This is a genomic window from Paenibacillus polymyxa, from assembly GCF_015710975.1.
Classification (GTDB): domain Bacteria; phylum Bacillota; class Bacilli; order Paenibacillales; family Paenibacillaceae; genus Paenibacillus; species Paenibacillus polymyxa.
Map to the genome: position 1 here is coordinate 4,883,207 of NZ_CP049783.1, position 17,377 is coordinate 4,900,583.

Sequence of the window (17,377 nt, forward strand, 5' to 3'; positions counted from 1 at the left end):
TAATTCTAGAAACAAAATTAATAAGACAAAATATAAATTTATATTACAAATATGTGAATGTGTTATTTGTAGCCTTGACGTTAGAAAAATTGTCCATTATAATTCAATTGATCGATTGATTAATTGATAATTTAATCGAGCGATACATAAATTTAATTGGAGGTTTGATTTCAATGGCAAAAGCATATCTTCAAATTACATTGAAAATTAATGCACCAGAACGTGAGGCAGCTGCAAAGGTTTATACAACTTATAAAGAGCCTTTCCTGTCTGGTATTCCCGGTGCGGTTTCTAAAGAATTGCTTGTGCGTGATGAGGATGTTCAAGTTTTGCATGGCTTTAACAGTGAAACCGATGCCAAGGCTTATCTCGAAAGTGATCTATTTAATAATGATGTCGTTGTTGGACTCAAAGACCTGCTTCAAGCTGAGCCAGAAATCCGGATTTATAGCACATTCTAGAAATTGATTTAGCACACTCTGACTATTTCAATTAGGCTTAAAATCAGGAAAGAAACCGACAGAGCACAGCTGTAATGTCGGTTTCTTTCGTTAAATAGAGCAAACCATAAGTTTTGGTAGAATTATGTGCATTGATTGAGGATCTTAATCTTAACGAAGTTTTGGACTTACAATACCAAAAAGGGGATGTTAATATGGCAGAAAAGATAATTAGCATGAATACGGTTTGGTACAAAGATGCTAAGGGCGATGGACGCATTAAAAGTGACAATCTCCAAACTCAAATTGCAATTCCAGTCCCCAAAGGGGGAAGTGGTGAAGGGGCTGAACCACAACAACTTCTTATCTCTTCTGCGGTGGCTTGTTACACGATGACCTTAGCATATATGTTAGATAAAAATAAACTTCCTGTGACTGGATTCTTTATGGATACAGAAGGTAACATAACTCAAGGTGATCAGTTAAGTATTACCCACCGCCCGCATGTTGTTCTGAATCCAGGAGCAACCCATGAAGACGTAAGCATGACGGAAGATTTTATACAAAAAGCAGAAGAAAATTGCCATATTGGTCAATTACTAATAAAGGCCGGCGTCTCCGTAGGAACTCAAGGAAAAGTAACCATTGATTCTGGAGAGGATCTTACTAGTAGCTATATTGCAGAACACGGATTGGAATGGTAAGTTTAAGCACCAATTTTTAAGTCGTATTTTTCAATCTAATGAAGTGCATAATGTGCAGGCTTGCATTATTCACAAAAAGACTTCAAAGTCACAAATATGTGGGCTTCGAAGTCTTTTTTATTTGATGCTTAGATTGGTTACTGTTAGTGAAAATGTTCCTGCCACTCATTCAATCCGTCTTCCATACGATACGCCTTAAATCCCTCAACTTGCAATTTTTGCGTAGCAAGTGCCGAATAAACGCAAAATGGCCCTCTACAATAAGCGACCACTTCAGCTTCCTCTGGTAACTCTCCCATTAATACGTCTAGGTCTTCCATAGGCATTGAAATGGCTCCTTGAATATGTCCTGTTTCAAACTCTTCTTTGGGACGCAAGTCAACTAAGATAATGGAGTTTTCATCTAGTTTTTTCTTTACTTCATCCATGGATAGGGTATGAATGTCATTCAAGTTGTTTAAGAAGTCATCTTTCATTTTCCCGATATCAGGAATTTGTTTCTCACTAATCTTCCACAGTGAAGAGAGAAAGTCAATGATCTCCGGGTCTGCTAGCGAGTATATGGCGTAAGTTCCTTTCTTTGTAAACTTAACAAGCTTAGCGTCCAGTAACACCTGCAGATGACGAGAAACATTAGCTATATTCATATCCGTACATGTCGCTAATTTCTCCACTGTTCTGGGACTTTGTGATAGTACATTCAAGATTTCAAGACGTTTGTCACTTGATAGACACTTACCAATTCTAGCCAGTTGCTTATATAGATCTTCTTTGAAAAGCTTTGCGCACTTTAGCATATCTTCCATTCATTTATAACCTCATTTCAACTTGGTGACATATGTTAAAGATTCTACACTTTATATTTTGACCAATATGGCAAATCAAAAATACTTTTTATACACTGAAAAACCCTTTGAATCCAGCATTCTCCTCATAATAGGGCACTATATCAATTGATGAATAGAATTTTAACATGTGGAGAGACGAAGTCAAGGGCCCCTGAACTAATGGATAATATGAGGATGGGACACAAATGTACAGTGACGCAGCGTTTCACCCATTCGAAGAGCTTGTGACGCAAAACGTGAACAGGTAGAGTGGTGAGGTTTGTGGATGTGCTGTTAAAAGTGGTTGGCATTTGGGCTGGCTGAAGACTTTGCTTGGTAGCGGAAACAGAAGAAAACACGTAAAGACAAGAAAAAACCTTGGTTAGGATTTTGAACGATGTCGCTTTTTTTGGTGGAATGACTACAATTAGCAATTAAAAAACGGCAAGTCGATGTATGTAAAGAGGAAGGGAAAATAAATTCCATGTAAGCGTTTGACATATTGGAATATCAATCTATAATTATGAACAGACTTGACCTCACCGAGAGGGAAGAATCCTGACTTTTCCCAGTCTGAATCGGATGAAGTTGTTGCCTATCAGGAATACGATAATCGATAGAGCTGTTGTTCAATAAACAGCAAGCTCCATAATCAGGGGCTTGCTCTTTTAGTTACCTAAGGAGAATGGGGCGGAATGACACTTAAAAAAAGGATCTTTTTATTGTTTTTTCTCAGCGCGTTTATTCCCTTTATCAGTATATTTGCAATTTCTTCTTATACCATTGATTCCATCTTTGTGAATAAAATCAATGATGGAATTAGGAGCAATCTTCAGCAGGTAACTTCATCACTGGAAAATTCAATTACTAACCTGAATCATGTGACTCAGCAATTATCATATCGCGGTACATTAGGCAAAAAACTGGATGAAGTCTTGAAGCCTTCCTCCAATATAATTGAATTGATTGAGGCTAGAGATGAATTAAAGAATGAGTTAAATGTTGTAACGTTTACTAATCCGAATATAGGTTTGACCTTATATTATTTCCAGAAAGAAGGTGCTACACAGTTCGCTAACTTTCCTATCAAAGATCGTTTTTCTCCCGAGTCTTTGCCTGTACTTTTCAAATCATATGGCATTACGTGCTATGGTCCCCATATCAGTATGAACCGATTTAATGACCAGCTCGTTTTATCTGCTATGCGGAAGGTACAACTGCCTCAAAGGGACGATGTGTATATTTACGTCGAATCCGGCTTTCGTCTCACACAGGATATACTGGGTTACAATCAATACCAAGGAGCTTTATCGCATTTGATCCTGAATGGTGAGGGCAAAATTGTGTATAGTGAAATTCCAGAAGTGATGAAAGTTGGGGAGAATTTCTCCAGCTTATCGAAAGGTGCTGCAAAAGATGGAATAGCCCGTGATTACCATTGGTTTAAGGAGGACTCCACTCAGAATTGGAGCGTCATATCGGTAATTTCGCAGGCGAAGTATCAACAGGAGAAAAACCAGTGGTTGCTTCAAATATTACTGGTCGCTTTATTTTTTCTCGGCTTTACCGTATTCCTTGCTTGGCTTCTATGGAAGATGGTCTACAAACCACTCAGTCTGTTCCATTCGGAAATTAATGGAATGTCTCAGAATCCACAAAAGACAGGCAGCCAGACCCGCACTCAAATTCCTGAGTTCGACTTTCTGTTGGGGGAATTCTCTAATATGCAGCATCAAATCGGTGACCTGTTCAAGGAAGTGCAGCAGAAAGAGAAGATCCGTGCAGATTTGGAAGTGGAAAAACTGTTATATCAGATCAATCCTCACTTTTTGATGAATACGCTAGATACTGTGCACTGGCTGTCCGTCATGAATGGACAAGGGGAAATTGACAAGTTGGTGCAATCCTTGAACAAGCTGTTGTATTACAACTTGGGTAAATTAGGGCAAGTATCCACGATGGAAGAGGAAATTGATGCGCTAAGACAGTATCTAATCCTGCAGCAAATTCGATATGACTTTGAATTTGACGTACGTATTTCAGCGGATGATCAAGTGCTTCAAATACCTGTGCCTCGTTTTATTTTGCAACCGTTGGTTGAAAATTCACTTTATCATGGACTGAGTGACGAAGGTTTTATTCAAATTGAGGTTACACTTGCCAAAACACTGAATATTTTAATACAGGATAATGGAGCAGGCATGACCGAGGAAGCGATTCAAAGACTTCTGAACAATCGTATAACTGAACATAAAAAAGTAGGGATGGGCATCGGACTCAATTATGTCCACCGCATGTTGAGGGCACAGTACGGAGATCAAGCACAACTGGTGATCGAAAGTGAATTGGGTACAGGGACAAGTATACTGCTCATACTTCCGATCAAAGGAGAAGATGTCTGAGGATGATTAAGGTATTGATAGTGGATGACGATAAATTAGTACGAAAAGGAATAAGCTCCGCGATGCCGTGGAACGAGTTCAATATGGAGGTTGTAGGAGAAGCAAGTAACGGGTTGAAAGCACTGGATTTTCTAAAATCCCAACCGGTCGATCTGATGTTGACGGATCTCGCGATGCCGGTGATGTCAGGTATTGAACTGATGCGAGCTGCAAGGCAGCTCTATCCAGAACTTCATATTGTCGTATTAACACTGCATCAAGATTTCGATTATATCCAGGAAGCGCTAAGGCTTGGGGCCATCGACTATATAGCCAAGGTTCAGCTTGAGAAGGAGCAATTCGAACATGTGCTGGACCGAATACATACACGGATTGACGAGCTGGCGAATACAAGACCAAAGCTGCCACTGCTAAGTGAGACCAATGTCCATTATCGCCATGTGTATGCACTTATTTCACTGGATCGCAAGTTAGGACAGAGTTGGCCGATTGAACCGACATCCGATGGAGATGAGATCCGGTGGGAGGTTGAACGGAACAGTTGGATGTGGACGGCACCCATGGACGTAGAGGAACAGCTTTTCCATAGGCTGAAGGAATACCTAGACCAAGTTCCTCAAAGCGCCTTGCTGGTTATGTCCGATGTACAAGAGCGAACGTGGTCGCAAATCCAAAACTGGATTATGAATTATACTGAAACGTCCTTATTCTATGCATACGACCCTTATAATCCTGTCATTGCTGTTTCGATGAATGTGGAGGACTCATTTCCAATAGAACCGCAGGATGAAGACATGGATCGAATTAAGCAAAGTTGGTTTCTAACACCATGGACCCATAACGACAGTTACTACAACCTACTGATTGAACAGTTTAAATCACTAAGACTGCATAAAAGCCAGCTGATGGGATTGCTATACTCGATAGTTATGGAATGGAATCACCTTTTTGCCCAGACTAAGCTGGGTAGAATCTCAATGATCCATTCTTTTCTATCCTGGTACGAGGTAGAAGCTTGGATCAAGCAGACGTCTGTGGGTATTCGTAAGGCAGATGAACAGACTTCATATTCACAGGAAATTGTAGACGCCGTCAAAAAATCGATCATGATCATGCAAAATGATTTGGATCAGGCTTTTACTGCTTCAAGTTTGTCCCAGCAACTGAACATCAGCCGAAGCTATTTCAGTCAATGCTTCAAGGATCTGATGGGGAAGACCTTTAATGAATACTCCCGTTTTATACGAGTAGAGAAGTCTAAAGAGTATTTATTGAATACAAACAACACGATTTTCTGGATTGCGGAGCGAGTGGGTTATACGGATGAAAAATATTTCAGCCGAATTTTTCGCGAATTGACAGGTCTGCTGCCAAGTGAATATCGACAGCTGGGCAGAGGGGATAAAAAGCGTACTCTTTTATAATTCCATTAATCAAGCCGACAGTTTTCTGTTTTAGGAGCTGCCGGTTTTTTGTTCTTTACTTTGATTAGTAAGTATGGATAGACAGATGTATGTCGTGAGGTAGGATAAATGATTACATGCTAAATATGGCTTTTTGGCTCACAATGAAACCGCATACATTTTTCTATCCAAACAGACGTTAAATCCCTATCTCGATTTGTCTTCATCGAGTTTTATAATGAAAGCGTAAACAACAATGATAGAGAAATATTCAGAACGAAGGGGAATCGAAATGTGATGAGAACTAAATGGTCCATAAAAAGCAAACTGTTAACGAGACGTCTGGCCGTACTGTCGATATCTGCCCTGATGATTTCAACCCTTGCAGCCTGTGGGGGGTCATCCAACCCTCCCACTGCGAAGGAAGCGGGGAAATATGAGGTAACACCGGGAGACCCATTCAGTGCCTATAAAGACGAAATAACCGTCACGATGGGGCGTGTGACTACAGCCAACCCAAAACTGCCGGCTGGAGATTCGTATGAGAACAATGCGTATACTCGACTGGTCAAAAAAGCGTTTAACGCTCAGATTAAAGACCAATTTGAAGCCAACGGAGAAGATTACAGCCGTCAGGTTTCTCTCGCCATCGCCTCTGGAGAACTGCCTGACATGATGCGTGTCGATTCCAAGGATGAACTCAAAGAACTGGTTGATAATGATCTGATTGAAGATATGACGGAAATTTACAAACAGTATGCCACGGATAATATCAAGAATATTTACGACTCTTATGAAGGCCGTGCATTAGACAATGCGACGATAGATGGACGTTTAATGGGGCTTCCGGCTACTTCCCTAGATTCCGCACCAACCATGGTCTGGGTTCGTCAGGATTGGCTGGATCTACTGGGAATCCAACTTGACGCAGACGGAGATGGTGCCATCAAGCTGGACGATGTGGAGAAAACGGCCGAGGAATTCTTGAAAAGAGATCCGGGTCAAACCGGGAAACCGGTAGGTATTCCCTTTGTGAACACCCTGAATACAACTGACTATAATGGTTCTGCCTATACCATGCTCGGAGTTGCCTCAACAAAGGGTTCATTCCCTCAGTACTGGATGAAGGGTGAAGACGGCAGCATTGTTTATGGCTCGACAACAAAGGAAACCAAGCAGATGCTAGGCGTCATGGCAGATTGGTTCAAGAGAGGCATCATCGATCCGCAATTTGGAACACGCACATTTGATGACATCACGGCACTGTACACCAACGGCCAATGCGGCATTGCTTTTGGACCATGGCATATTCCCGACTGGGGTCTGGGCAACGTGAAGCAGAAGGATAAGAATGCGAAATTCACGGCTTACACTTTGGAGGATGCAGATGGAAAGGTAAACGTGGCACACGCCAATCCAGCTAATCAGTTTATCGTTGTAAGAAAAGGATACGAACACCCGGAACTCGCTGTTAAAATAGTAAACCTTTTCTACGATAAACTAGCAAATGATAAAAATGTGGGAACATCTATGCCAGAAGCTGCCAAGTATCAAGAGAACGGCGTAGACGGTTCTACCAGACCGTTTAATATTGAAGTCAACTCGGCGACCTCGTTACTGGATGACTACTCTGACATCGTTCGCGGGATTAAAGGAGAGATTAGTCTGGATCAGGTCCGGACAACAGAATCAAAAAACAATATTAAGAGTATCCAAACTTACCTGAGTGATATGGATACGGATAACGTAACAGCCTGGTCGAAATATCACTCGCGTATCAACGGAGTGGGGCTTATTGACAAACTGACAAGGGAAAACAAATTCGTTTGGATGACACCTGCTTACTCTGGAACTACACCAAGCATGAAACAGACCTGGGCTAATCTGACCAAGATGGAGCAGGAATCTTTCATCAAAATTGTGACTGGTGCTGAACCTCTGAATTACTTCGATACATTCGTTAGCAATTGGAAGAAGCAAGGCGGTGATCAGGTAATTCAGGAAATTAAAGACGAGGTTGCATCCAAAAAATAAACAATCTTGAACTGTTTATAGGGCTGCGATACGCAGCCCTGCTTTTAGGAAAGGGGTCCATCCATGAAACAGGGAAATGATAAAGCAAAGAGCCCGTTCGGTACGGGTGCCATATATCATCTGATGATGCTTCCGGGTATTTTATTTTTGCTGGTATTCAGCTATGTTCCGATGGTCGGTGTCATTACGGCGTTTCAGGATTATATACCAGCCAAAGGAATGTTAGGCTCCAAATTTGTAGGGCTGAAGCACTTTATTTATATGTTTAAGCTGCCGGACATCGCACAGGTTTTTAGTAATACGTTGGTGATTGCCATTGCCAAGATTCTATTGGGAACAATCATGGCTATCATTTTTTCCATTTTGTTAAATGAGATCCGCATCAAATTCGTTAAAAAATCCGTACAGACCATTGTTTATCTGCCACACTTTCTATCCTGGGTAGTTCTAGCGTCCGTGGTTGTTAACATGTTCAGTTTGGATGGAATTATGAATCAAATTTTGGCTTTTTTCGGTCTGCAGAATATTAATTTTCTCGGCAGCAACACCTGGTTCCAGCCGCTGATTATTGGGACAGACGTGTGGAAGGAGTTCGGCTACAGTTCCATCGTCTATTTGGCTGCAATTACTTCGATTGATCCGGGCCTGTATGAAGCGGCAGGAATGGATGGAGCCAGCTGGTGGAGAAAAGTATGGCATATTACGTTGCCAGGCATGCTGCCTATTATCCTGCTCATGGGAGTGATGAGTCTGACCAATATTTTGAGTGCCGGCTTCGATCAAATTTATAATCTGTATAACCCCGTTGTCTATGAGTCGGGAGATATTCTGGATACTTATGTATATCGGATTGGACTTGTCGGGCGACAGTATAGCTTTGGTACGGCTGTTGGTCTGTTCAAGTCAGTGATCGGTATTGTTTTGCTATTGTCCGCCAACCAATTGGCCAAAAAATACACTGACCGAAAAATATTTTAAGGAGGTCAAGCCTGTGTCCTATTTTGTAAACCAAAAAGGTCGAATTGGCGGGTTAATCATCTATGCCATCGTCATTTTGCTGGCATTGATTTGCCTTCTTCCATTATGGAATATCGTTGCGATTTCATTTAGCAGCAGTGAGGCCGTGTCAGCTAATGCTGTAGGTCTCGTACCGGTCAATTTTACAACCGCAGCGTATACGAAAATTATCGATGATGCTCAGTTCTGGCGTTCCTTTGGCATATCTGTTCTACGTGTTGTGCTCACACTTCTTCTCAACATGATTCTTATTGTTCTAATGGCATACCCGCTCTCCAAGTCGAAAAGAGAATTCAGGGGCAGAAACATTTATATGAACGTCATGATTTTTGCCATGCTGTTCAGCGGTGGGATGATTCCAAGTTATCTATTGATCAAAAACCTCAATATGCTCAATACAATTTGGTCGCTTGTTCTACCAGGAGCTGTCCCTATATTCAGTGTCATCCTTGTCATGAACTTCTTCTCTGCTGTACCTAAGGCCCTAGAAGAAGCAGCATTCATCGATGGGGCGAGTCCGCTGCAGGTCCTGTTCAAAGTGTATGTTCCCGTGTCCATCCCTGCGCTGGCGACGGTAGCACTATTCAGTATCGTGGGAACGTGGAATGATTTCTTCAGCGGTTTGATCTATATGACTCAAGTCAGCAATTATCCACTAATGACTTATATTCAGTCCCTTAACGTGAATATTGCGGAACTTCTTCAATCCGGGACCAACTCAGCACAACTCAGCAACTTGACTGAAATTTCAAACAAAAATCTAAATGCGGCCAAAATCGTAGTCGCTGTCATCCCGCTGCTGCTGATTTATCCGCTGCTTCAAAAATATTTTGTGACTGGAATTGTTGTAGGATCGGTAAAAGAGTAATTGTATGATGTGACTTGATTAAGATAAAAACACTATTCGTCTATTGGAAAGGTTGTAATGAACAATGGAAAATAAAAATTGGTGGAAAGAAATTGTTGTATACCAGATATATCCACGGAGCTTTCAAGATAGTAATGGTGATGGAATCGGCGATTTGAAAGGAATTGTTTCCCGTCTGGACTATTTGCAGCAACTCGGTGTCGGTGCAATTTGGCTATCACCAGTTTGTAAATCCCCTCAGGATGATTATGGTTATGATATTTCGGACTATCGGGATATTGATCCGATGTTCGGGTCTTTGGATGATATGGAGATGTTAATTCATGAAGCTGGGAAACGTGACATTCGGATCATAATGGATTTGGTATTGAACCATACTTCCGATGAGCATCCCTGGTTTCAAGAAGCAAAAAAAAGTAAAGAAAATCCGTACCATGACTATTATGTCTGGAGAGATGGCGTTGAAGGAATGCCACCAAACGACTTGGGTTCCACCTTTGGTGGTTCAGCTTGGGAATGGGTACCCGAGATAGGACAATATTATTTACATCTTTTTTCTGTAAAACAGCCGGATCTCAACTGGGAAAACCCAAAAGTCCGACAAGAGATTTATGAAATGATCAATTGGTGGATAAGCAAGGGTGTAGGCGGTTTTCGGCTTGACGTAATTGACTTAATCGGAAAAGAACCAGATTTGAAAATTACCAGCAACGGGCCAAATCTGCATAAGTATATCAGGGAACTCAGCAAGGAGACGTTTCAAAAAGCTGGAGACCTGCTGACGGTTGGAGAAACATGGGGCGCTACGCCAGAGATCGCCAAAGTGTATAGCAACCCGGACGGCAGTGAGTTTTCAATGGTATTTCAATTTGAACATATTAGTTTGGATGAACAAGAGGGAAAAGGGAAGTGGGATCTTAAGCCTCTAGATTTTCTAGAATTAAAAAAAGTGTTGTCCAAATGGCAGACAGAGCTGAAGGGGGATGCCTGGAACAGTTTGTTTTGGAATAATCACGACTTACCCCGAATCGTTTCTCGTTGGGGAAATGACGGAGAATACAGGATAGAATCGGCTAAAATGTTGGCAACCCTTCTTCATGGCATGCGAGGCACACCATACATTTATCAGGGGGAAGAATTAGGAATGACGAATGTTCAATATCCAATTGAAGACTATCGGGATATTGAGTTACTAAATTTCTATAAAGATAGAATTGAGAAAGGATACCCCGAAGACAAAGTTATGGAGTCAATCTTTGCAAAGGGTCGTGATAACGCTCGAACACCAATGCAGTGGGACGCTTCAGACAACGCTGGTTTTACATTAGGGAATCCTTGGATTAAAGTAAACCCGAATTATAAGGATATCCATGCACAAGAAAGTTTAAATAACCCTGAGTCCATATTCCATTATTATCAGAAACTAATCCGATTAAGGAAAGATCATGAAGTGATTATATATGGGGATTATGAGCTGATGTATCCCGAGAATAAAGATTTGTTCGCGTACACTCGAACGCTGAAAGGGGCTAAACTACTTGTAGTATGTAATTTTCAAAAATACACAACCGATCTCCCACTTCAGAAAGAGCTGGCAGAGACTAAACAGCTGCTAATATCCAATTATCCAAATAACATGTCTGATGTAGAAATGCGCCCTTATGAAGCGAGAATGTACCTTATCGATACACTCAATAAATGAAAATGAATATCCCACAAAAGTATATTGTCGGACATTCCATCGGTGGGCAAGTGGTGACTGAGTTTGCGTTATCATATCCATTTATGTTTAAGTGGCTAGTGGTGATTGCCCTTTCATTAACGGGATTTGCATATTCGCAAGAATTCACCCATTATAACTAGCTAATAGCATCTGACGTTTTTGTCACAGGTAAGAACCATACGTGAATAGATTGGGTATCCCTTGAATCAAAAAAGAGCAACTCCGAAGAAACATCTTGGTGCTTGGAAGCGGCGGGTGAGTGGAAATCGGTTGTTTACAGATATGGAACAGCGACAGTCTAGGACTTTATTTTCTCGTCCTTGATTGTCGCTGTTTCAATTTCTAGGCTCAGTCTAATAAGGAATTTATTTAACAGATATAGAGAATGAGATGGTGCAACAGACAAGCGGATTGACACAAGAGATTGAGAACGAACTTATAACTTCCATGTCAATAAAGGAAATGAAACAGTTCCCAAGAAGGAAGCATCATCACTAACAAGCCAATAATAGATCTAAGAGGCAGCGGGACGATAAATCATCAAGAATGACTAACTAAACTAACATGATGGTTCAACTGAACACAAAAGAGATAACCCTAATAAATTCAAGGATCATCTCTTTTTATATAAAACAATTGAACACGAATAAACGCTATGATATAATCGATAACGCTACTGACAAATCATATAAATGCCAATAATTTTATTATCCATATTTTCATAATACATCTAGAACTTTGATTTGTCAATGCTTTTTTTGCCCCCAAAAAATAGAAAAGGATGGTGGAATGTGCGATCAGGCTGCGTACATCCTCAAGCGGTTTTGAGAAGAAGTACGCGGCGACTTACTTCAGTGGTGACTAGACATAATCATGATTGTTCGCTTTTTTCTCTATATTAATGGTTAGGAGAGATGTTGAATGAATTCACTGGTTCTCGATTTTCAAGAAATGGATAACACTCAGCTTTTGCTTGTTGGTGGAAAAGGGCTGCACTTAGGGGCATTAGCCAAAATGGAAGGAATACAAGTGCCAGAAGGGTTTTGTGTTACAACAGTGGGATATCAAAAAGCCATCGAACAAAACGAAATGGTTCATGCTTTGTTGGATCAGCTAACTACGCTTAAAGTAGAAGATCGAGAACAAATTGACGAAGTCAGCAAAAAGATTCGACAGGCCATTATGGAAGTAGCCATTCCTTCCGATGTTGTGAAAGCAGTTGCCCACTATCTCTCCCAGTTTGGTAATGAATATGCTTATGCCGTGCGTTCTAGTGCGACTGCTGAGGATTTGCCGCATGCTTCTTTTGCTGGTCAACAAGACACCTATTTAAATATTATCGGCAAAGAATCCATCTTGGAGCATATCCGCAAATGTTGGGCTTCTTTATTTACAGAACGCGCGGTAATTTACCGAATGCAGAATGGATTTGATCACAGCCAAGTTTATTTATCTGTTATCGTTCAAAGGATGATGTTTCCACAGGCTTCAGGGATTTTATTTACCGCTGATCCCATCAATGGCAACCGAAAGCTGCTCTCTATCGATGCTAGTTTCGGACTTGGAGAAGCGCTGGTCTCCGGCTTGGTATCTGCCGATTATTATCAAGTACAGGATGGGGTAATCGTCAACAAGAGGGTGGAAACCAAGAAAATGGCTATTTATGGACGAAAAGAAGGCGGAACAGAGACCAAGCAGCTCAGTCCTGATCAGCAAAAGACGCAAACCCTTACGGATCAACAAATTTTACAACTGGCACGCATTGGAAGACAGATCGAAGAACATTTCGGCTGCCCACAAGACATTGAATGGTGTTTGGCTGATGATACATTTTATATTGTTCAGAGTCGGCCGATCACCACTTTATATCCCATTCCTGAAGCAAATGACCAGGAGAATCACGTGTATGTATCTGTCGGCCATCAGCAAATGATGACTGATCCTATTAAACCACTGGGGATATCTGTTTGGATGTTAACAGGTGCTACACCCATGTTTAAAACTGGTGGTGGAAGGCTGTTTGTGGATATCACGATGGGCCTATCTTCACTGGATGGGAGGCAGAATTTATTGGATGTTTTAGGACACTCCGATCCGCTCATAAAAGACGCGCTTATTACCATCATAGAGCGGGGAGATTTTATAAAATTGGACCCATCTGACAAAAGCGAACCGGGGCCTGTTAAAAGCCATAAGGGTATGTCGTCTGCGGATATTCTGGAAGAGGCAGGAAATGACCCGGTAATTGTTGCTGATTTGATTAAGAGTAGTGAGACATCGTTATCAGCGTTAAAACGTAACATCCAAACGAAATCAGGATTGGATGTATTTGATTGTATCCTGGAAGATATGCAGCAACGGAGGCAGCGTGCATCAGATCTGAAAAATTTGAGTGTAATTATGTCCGCCATCCATGCTTCAGCATGGATCAATGAAAAAATGAATGAATGGTTAGGAGAAAAAAATGTAGCAGACACACTTTCCCTATCTGTACCTAATAACGTCACTTCTGAAATGGGCATGGAGCTACTGGATGTTGCAGATGTGATTCGTCCCTATCCGAAAATAGTTGAGTATTTACAACAGGTAAAGGATGATAATTTTTTAGATGAACTGGTTCAATTTGAAGGTGGGCAGCAGGTGCGTGATGCTGTCGCTACTTATCTCGACAAATATGGCATGCGATGTGCCGGGGAGATCGATATTACAAGAACACGCTGGAGTGAAAAACCAAGTATACTGGTGCCTATGATCCTCAGTAACATCAAAAACCTTGAGCCTGGCGCCAGTAAACGAAAATTTGAGCAAGGGCGACAGGAGGCTTTGAAAAAAGAACAGGACTTATTAGCCCGATTGAAACAATTACCAGGTGGTGAACAAAAAGCCGAAGAGACAAAACAAATTATCGACCAGATCCGGAATTTCATCGGTTATCGTGAATATCCGAAATACGACATTGTTAGTCGCTACTTCATTTATAAACAGGCTTTACTAAAGGAAGCGGAACGACTCGTACAAGCCAACATTCTTCATGAAAAAGAAGATATTTACTATCTCTCTTTTGAAGAATTGCAGGAAACTATACGCACCAATAAACTGGATTACCAGGTCATCGACAAACGAAAAAATGAGTACAGATTATATGAAAAATTAACTCCCCCACGTGTTATCACATCTGATGGCGAAATCATTACAGGTCAATACAAACGAGAAAATATCCCCGCTGAAGCTATTGTAGGCCTGGCTGTTTCTTCGGGCGTTGTAGAGGGGCGAGCTCGTGTGATCCTGAATATAGAAGGGGCTGATCTGGAAGATGGCGACATACTAGTCACCTCCTTTACTGACCCCAGCTGGACTCCATTGTTTTTATCCATAAAAGGCTTAGTTACGGAAGTGGGCGGACTGATGACGCATGGAGCCGTTATCGCACGTGAATATGGCTTGCCAGCCGTTGTCGGAGTGGAGAATGCAACCAAACTGATAAAAGATGGCCAACGAATTCGCGTGCATGGAACAGAAGGGTATATCGAATTTTTGTAATGGATAATTAAGGGGGGGTAATTATGGGCAGTGGCGGTCATTTAAGCTTGCCGCTGCATTTAATTCAAACACATACAGGCCTAGCATTCGTTTCACCTAACCCACAGGGCAATACCATGATTCCGCTAACTAGCGGTAGTATCATCCAAAAGTGATTTCCTGCATGAATTAGTGTTCAATTCTCCTGTATGATAAACTTGCAAGAAGTTATTAATAACTGCAAAGTGACCGACACTCAAGTCATGTGGAGTGCGGAGCTCGGATGGACTTTATCGGAAAAGGCTGAAAACCAAAACTTGTGATGGTTTTCTTGCTCCTTTTCACACTGTCTTTTGATTAGACACACTCCCGGACATTACGTCAAAAGCTATGTGCAGGCCTTCAAGCTGGAATATGTACATAGCTCGAACGCTATTGAAGAGCATACCAGTTTGTTAAAGCCAGCATTGCCCAGGTCGTTGCTCAAGCTCTTTTTCCAGCTTATCCGGGACTGGAGAGACGCTTTGAGCGCGACTTTTTTCAAAGCGAGAAGTCCATGCGGCTTTTGTTTTATAAATTCAGTCCATTTAAAGCGGCTGGGAGGTATAAATATGCTAAAAACGATATTAGTTGTAGACGACGATGAAGAAATCGTAAAACTCATCACAAAGAGTTTAAGATACGAGCAATTTGCAATAACTTCGGCATATTCTGGGAAAGAAGCCTTATCCGCATTGGAAGAAAATCATATTGATTTCATCGTTCTTGATATAGTGATGCCTGATATGGATGGACTTGATGTCTGCAGAAGTATCCGAAACTCTTATAATGTTCCAATTTTGTTTTTAAGTGCGCGTGATAAGGACATTGATAAAATCGTCGGGCTCGAAATAGGAGCAGACGATTACATGACCAAACCTTTCAGTATTCAGGAGCTTGTCTCCAGGATAAAGGCTCACTTCAGAAAAGTGGACAGGCTTTTTAAAGAGTGGGATGAACTTAGTCCCAGTAACGAAAAGGCGGATTCTCCGCTCATTCTGAACGATAAGACGTTTGAAGCATTCCTGAATAGCAGGAAGCTCGACTTGTCAACGAAGGAATTTCAGATTCTGTCTGTCCTCATGCGCCACCCCAATAATGTATTGACTCGTGAGCAGATATATGAAAACGTCTGGGGAGACGAATACGGAGAAATAAATACCGTAACGGTTCATATAAAAAATATCCGTAAGAAACTTGGTCCTGAATATGACTTTATTAAAACAATATGGGGCATAGGATATAAATACACGGAAAGAGAGCAATAGTATGAAACTGAAAATAAAGCTTCCTCTTTTGTTCCTGCTGATGTTTATAATATTCATGTTTTCGATTGGAATGTACCTGAAGCTTGTCTTTGCAGTATATTCTCCTATACGCAGTTCATTACTGGACTCGCGATATATAGCATTGCTCCTGCCCATATTTGCAATTGCCTGCATCATATTTATTATTCTAATTATCTATATTCATTTTTGCATAGAGAAACCCATTCAGCTTCTGAATACCAGGCTTGAAGAAGTAAATATTGTACATCCACTGCCTCCCCTAGTTCTAAGAAGTAATGACGAGATCGGAGAACTTTATAAACACTTCAATAAGATGGAGCATCGGCTTCAACTCGCGCACAAAGAGCAGACCGATATGATCGCGGCAATTGCCCACGACTTGAAAACTCCCTTGACATCTATTAATGGCTTTACTGAACTGCTGGCTATGCACAAGGATTTACCAGAAACTGAAAAGCAGGAATATTATGATTTGATTCAAAAGAAGTCAGGATATATGGTCGAACTCATCAATGATTTCTCCAGCTTCACCAAAGAAAAACTGGAGTTGGAATCTATGGTAGCTAAACCTGTAAAAGCATCAAAATTATTTGAAAACATTGCCCTTGAATATGAATATGAGTTGGCGGGACTTGACAATGAGCTTACTTGCCGCCATTCATTCACGGAAAATATATGGCTGATGATCAATGAACCGATGATACGTCGGGTTTTCGGCAACCTCTTTAGCAATGCTGTAAGATATGGAGGGAAAAATAAGCTGAAAGTGTATATGACCGGTTACCCGCTAGGACAGTATGCCTTTTTTCAAATCGAGGATAATGGAATTGGAGTGCCGGATAAGGATATATCTTCTCTGTTCCTCAAATTTTTCACTGTGAATAAATCGCGACAAATCCAAAAGGGCGGGCTGGGGCTGGGTCTTGCAAGCTGTAAATCCATTATTGAACATCATAGGGGCGAAATTGACGCCTACCCTTCCGAATATGGCGGTTTGGGGATAAGATTCAGCCTTCCCTTGGCCGCACAACACTGATTTTATTTTTTGCACATTTTCTTTTACTACAGGAGTTAAAGGCTGCTGCCAGCTATGAACACCCAGGCAGCAGCCA

The 17,377-nt window shown here is 41.3% G+C and carries 13 protein-coding genes; 12 read left to right on the forward strand and 1 reads right to left on the reverse strand.

Annotated features, from left to right (window positions below):
• The first annotated feature begins 173 nt into the window (after positions 1–173).
• Positions 174–461: a hypothetical protein gene (locus G7035_RS22550; protein WP_019687317.1), complete on the forward strand. Its 288-nt coding sequence runs from the start codon at positions 174–176 to the stop codon at positions 459–461.
• Between the two features lie 194 nt (positions 462–655).
• Complete coding sequence (locus tag G7035_RS22555; protein WP_019687316.1) at positions 656–1,144, forward strand: OsmC family protein; 489 nt, start codon at positions 656–658, stop codon at positions 1,142–1,144.
• Positions 1,145–1,287: 143 nt separating this feature from the next.
• On the opposite strand, the gene G7035_RS22560 is transcribed toward G7035_RS22555, so the two are convergent.
• Positions 1,288–1,950, reverse strand: coding sequence for an ArsR/SmtB family transcription factor (locus tag G7035_RS22560; RefSeq protein ID WP_019687315.1), 663 nt, complete (start codon positions 1,948–1,950; stop codon positions 1,288–1,290).
• A gap of 716 nt (positions 1,951–2,666) precedes the next feature.
• Between G7035_RS22560 and G7035_RS22565 the strand changes: the two genes are divergently transcribed.
• The 10 genes from G7035_RS22565 (at position 2,667) to G7035_RS27860 (ending at position 17,301) form a co-directional block, all read left to right on the forward strand.
• Positions 2,667–4,373, forward strand: a complete 1,707-nt coding sequence (locus tag G7035_RS22565) for a sensor histidine kinase (RefSeq protein WP_019687314.1) — start codon at positions 2,667–2,669, stop codon at positions 4,371–4,373.
• A gap of 2 nt (positions 4,374–4,375) precedes the next feature.
• Positions 4,376–5,797, forward strand: a complete 1,422-nt coding sequence (locus G7035_RS22570) for a response regulator transcription factor (protein ID WP_019687313.1) — start codon at positions 4,376–4,378, stop codon at positions 5,795–5,797.
• 276 nt (positions 5,798–6,073) lie between these two features.
• The gene (locus G7035_RS22575) at positions 6,074–7,810 is read left to right on the forward strand and encodes a type 2 periplasmic-binding domain-containing protein (RefSeq protein ID WP_019687312.1); all 1,737 of its coding nucleotides are present in this window, start codon (positions 6,074–6,076) and stop codon (positions 7,808–7,810) included.
• Between the two features lie 63 nt (positions 7,811–7,873).
• A complete protein-coding gene (locus G7035_RS22580; protein ID WP_019687311.1) occupies positions 7,874–8,788 on the forward strand; it encodes an ABC transporter permease in 915 nt (304 codons plus the stop codon).
• Positions 8,789–8,801: 13 nt separating this feature from the next.
• Complete coding sequence (locus G7035_RS22585; RefSeq protein WP_016820867.1) at positions 8,802–9,695, forward strand: carbohydrate ABC transporter permease; 894 nt, start codon at positions 8,802–8,804, stop codon at positions 9,693–9,695.
• 64 nt (positions 9,696–9,759) lie between these two features.
• A complete protein-coding gene (locus G7035_RS22590; RefSeq protein ID WP_019687310.1) occupies positions 9,760–11,397 on the forward strand; it encodes a glycoside hydrolase family 13 protein in 1,638 nt (545 codons plus the stop codon).
• Between the two features lie 942 nt (positions 11,398–12,339).
• A complete protein-coding gene (ppsA, locus tag G7035_RS22595) occupies positions 12,340–14,958 on the forward strand; it encodes a phosphoenolpyruvate synthase (RefSeq protein WP_019687309.1) in 2,619 nt (872 codons plus the stop codon).
• Positions 14,959–14,981: 23 nt separating this feature from the next.
• A complete protein-coding gene (locus tag G7035_RS27735) occupies positions 14,982–15,113 on the forward strand; it encodes a hypothetical protein (protein WP_019687308.1) in 132 nt (43 codons plus the stop codon).
• Positions 15,114–15,548: 435 nt separating this feature from the next.
• Entirely contained in the window at positions 15,549–16,244 is a 696-nt protein-coding gene (locus G7035_RS22600; protein ID WP_019687307.1) for a response regulator transcription factor, read from the forward strand.
• 1 nt (position 16,245) lies between these two features.
• Positions 16,246–17,301 (forward strand): HAMP domain-containing sensor histidine kinase, encoded by a 1,056-nt coding sequence (locus G7035_RS27860; RefSeq protein WP_019687306.1) that lies wholly within the window; start codon positions 16,246–16,248, stop codon positions 17,299–17,301.
• Positions 17,302–17,377: the final 76 nt, after the last annotated feature.

What these genes read in the sequence shown, in the direction of transcription:
- G7035_RS22550 (WP_019687317.1), top strand. Translation starts at nt 174, where the DNA reads ATGGCAAAAGCATATCTTCAAATTACATTGAAAATTAATGCACCAGAA.
- G7035_RS22555 (WP_019687316.1), top strand. Translation starts at nt 656, where the DNA reads ATGGCAGAAAAGATAATTAGCATGAATACGGTTTGGTACAAAGATGCT.
- G7035_RS22560 (WP_019687315.1), bottom strand. Translation starts at nt 1,950, where the DNA reads ATGGAAGATATGCTAAAGTGCGCAAAGCTTTTCAAAGAAGATCTATAT.
- G7035_RS22565 (WP_019687314.1), top strand. Translation starts at nt 2,667, where the DNA reads ATGACACTTAAAAAAAGGATCTTTTTATTGTTTTTTCTCAGCGCGTTT.
- G7035_RS22570 (WP_019687313.1), top strand. Translation starts at nt 4,376, where the DNA reads ATGATTAAGGTATTGATAGTGGATGACGATAAATTAGTACGAAAAGGA.
- G7035_RS22575 (WP_019687312.1), top strand. Translation starts at nt 6,074, where the DNA reads ATGAGAACTAAATGGTCCATAAAAAGCAAACTGTTAACGAGACGTCTG.
- G7035_RS22580 (WP_019687311.1), top strand. Translation starts at nt 7,874, where the DNA reads ATGAAACAGGGAAATGATAAAGCAAAGAGCCCGTTCGGTACGGGTGCC.
- G7035_RS22590 (WP_019687310.1), top strand. Translation starts at nt 9,760, where the DNA reads ATGGAAAATAAAAATTGGTGGAAAGAAATTGTTGTATACCAGATATAT.
- ppsA (WP_019687309.1), top strand. Translation starts at nt 12,340, where the DNA reads ATGAATTCACTGGTTCTCGATTTTCAAGAAATGGATAACACTCAGCTT.
- G7035_RS27735 (WP_019687308.1), top strand. Translation starts at nt 14,982, where the DNA reads ATGGGCAGTGGCGGTCATTTAAGCTTGCCGCTGCATTTAATTCAAACA.
- G7035_RS22600 (WP_019687307.1), top strand. Translation starts at nt 15,549, where the DNA reads ATGCTAAAAACGATATTAGTTGTAGACGACGATGAAGAAATCGTAAAA.
- G7035_RS27860 (WP_019687306.1), top strand. Translation starts at nt 16,246, where the DNA reads ATGAAACTGAAAATAAAGCTTCCTCTTTTGTTCCTGCTGATGTTTATA.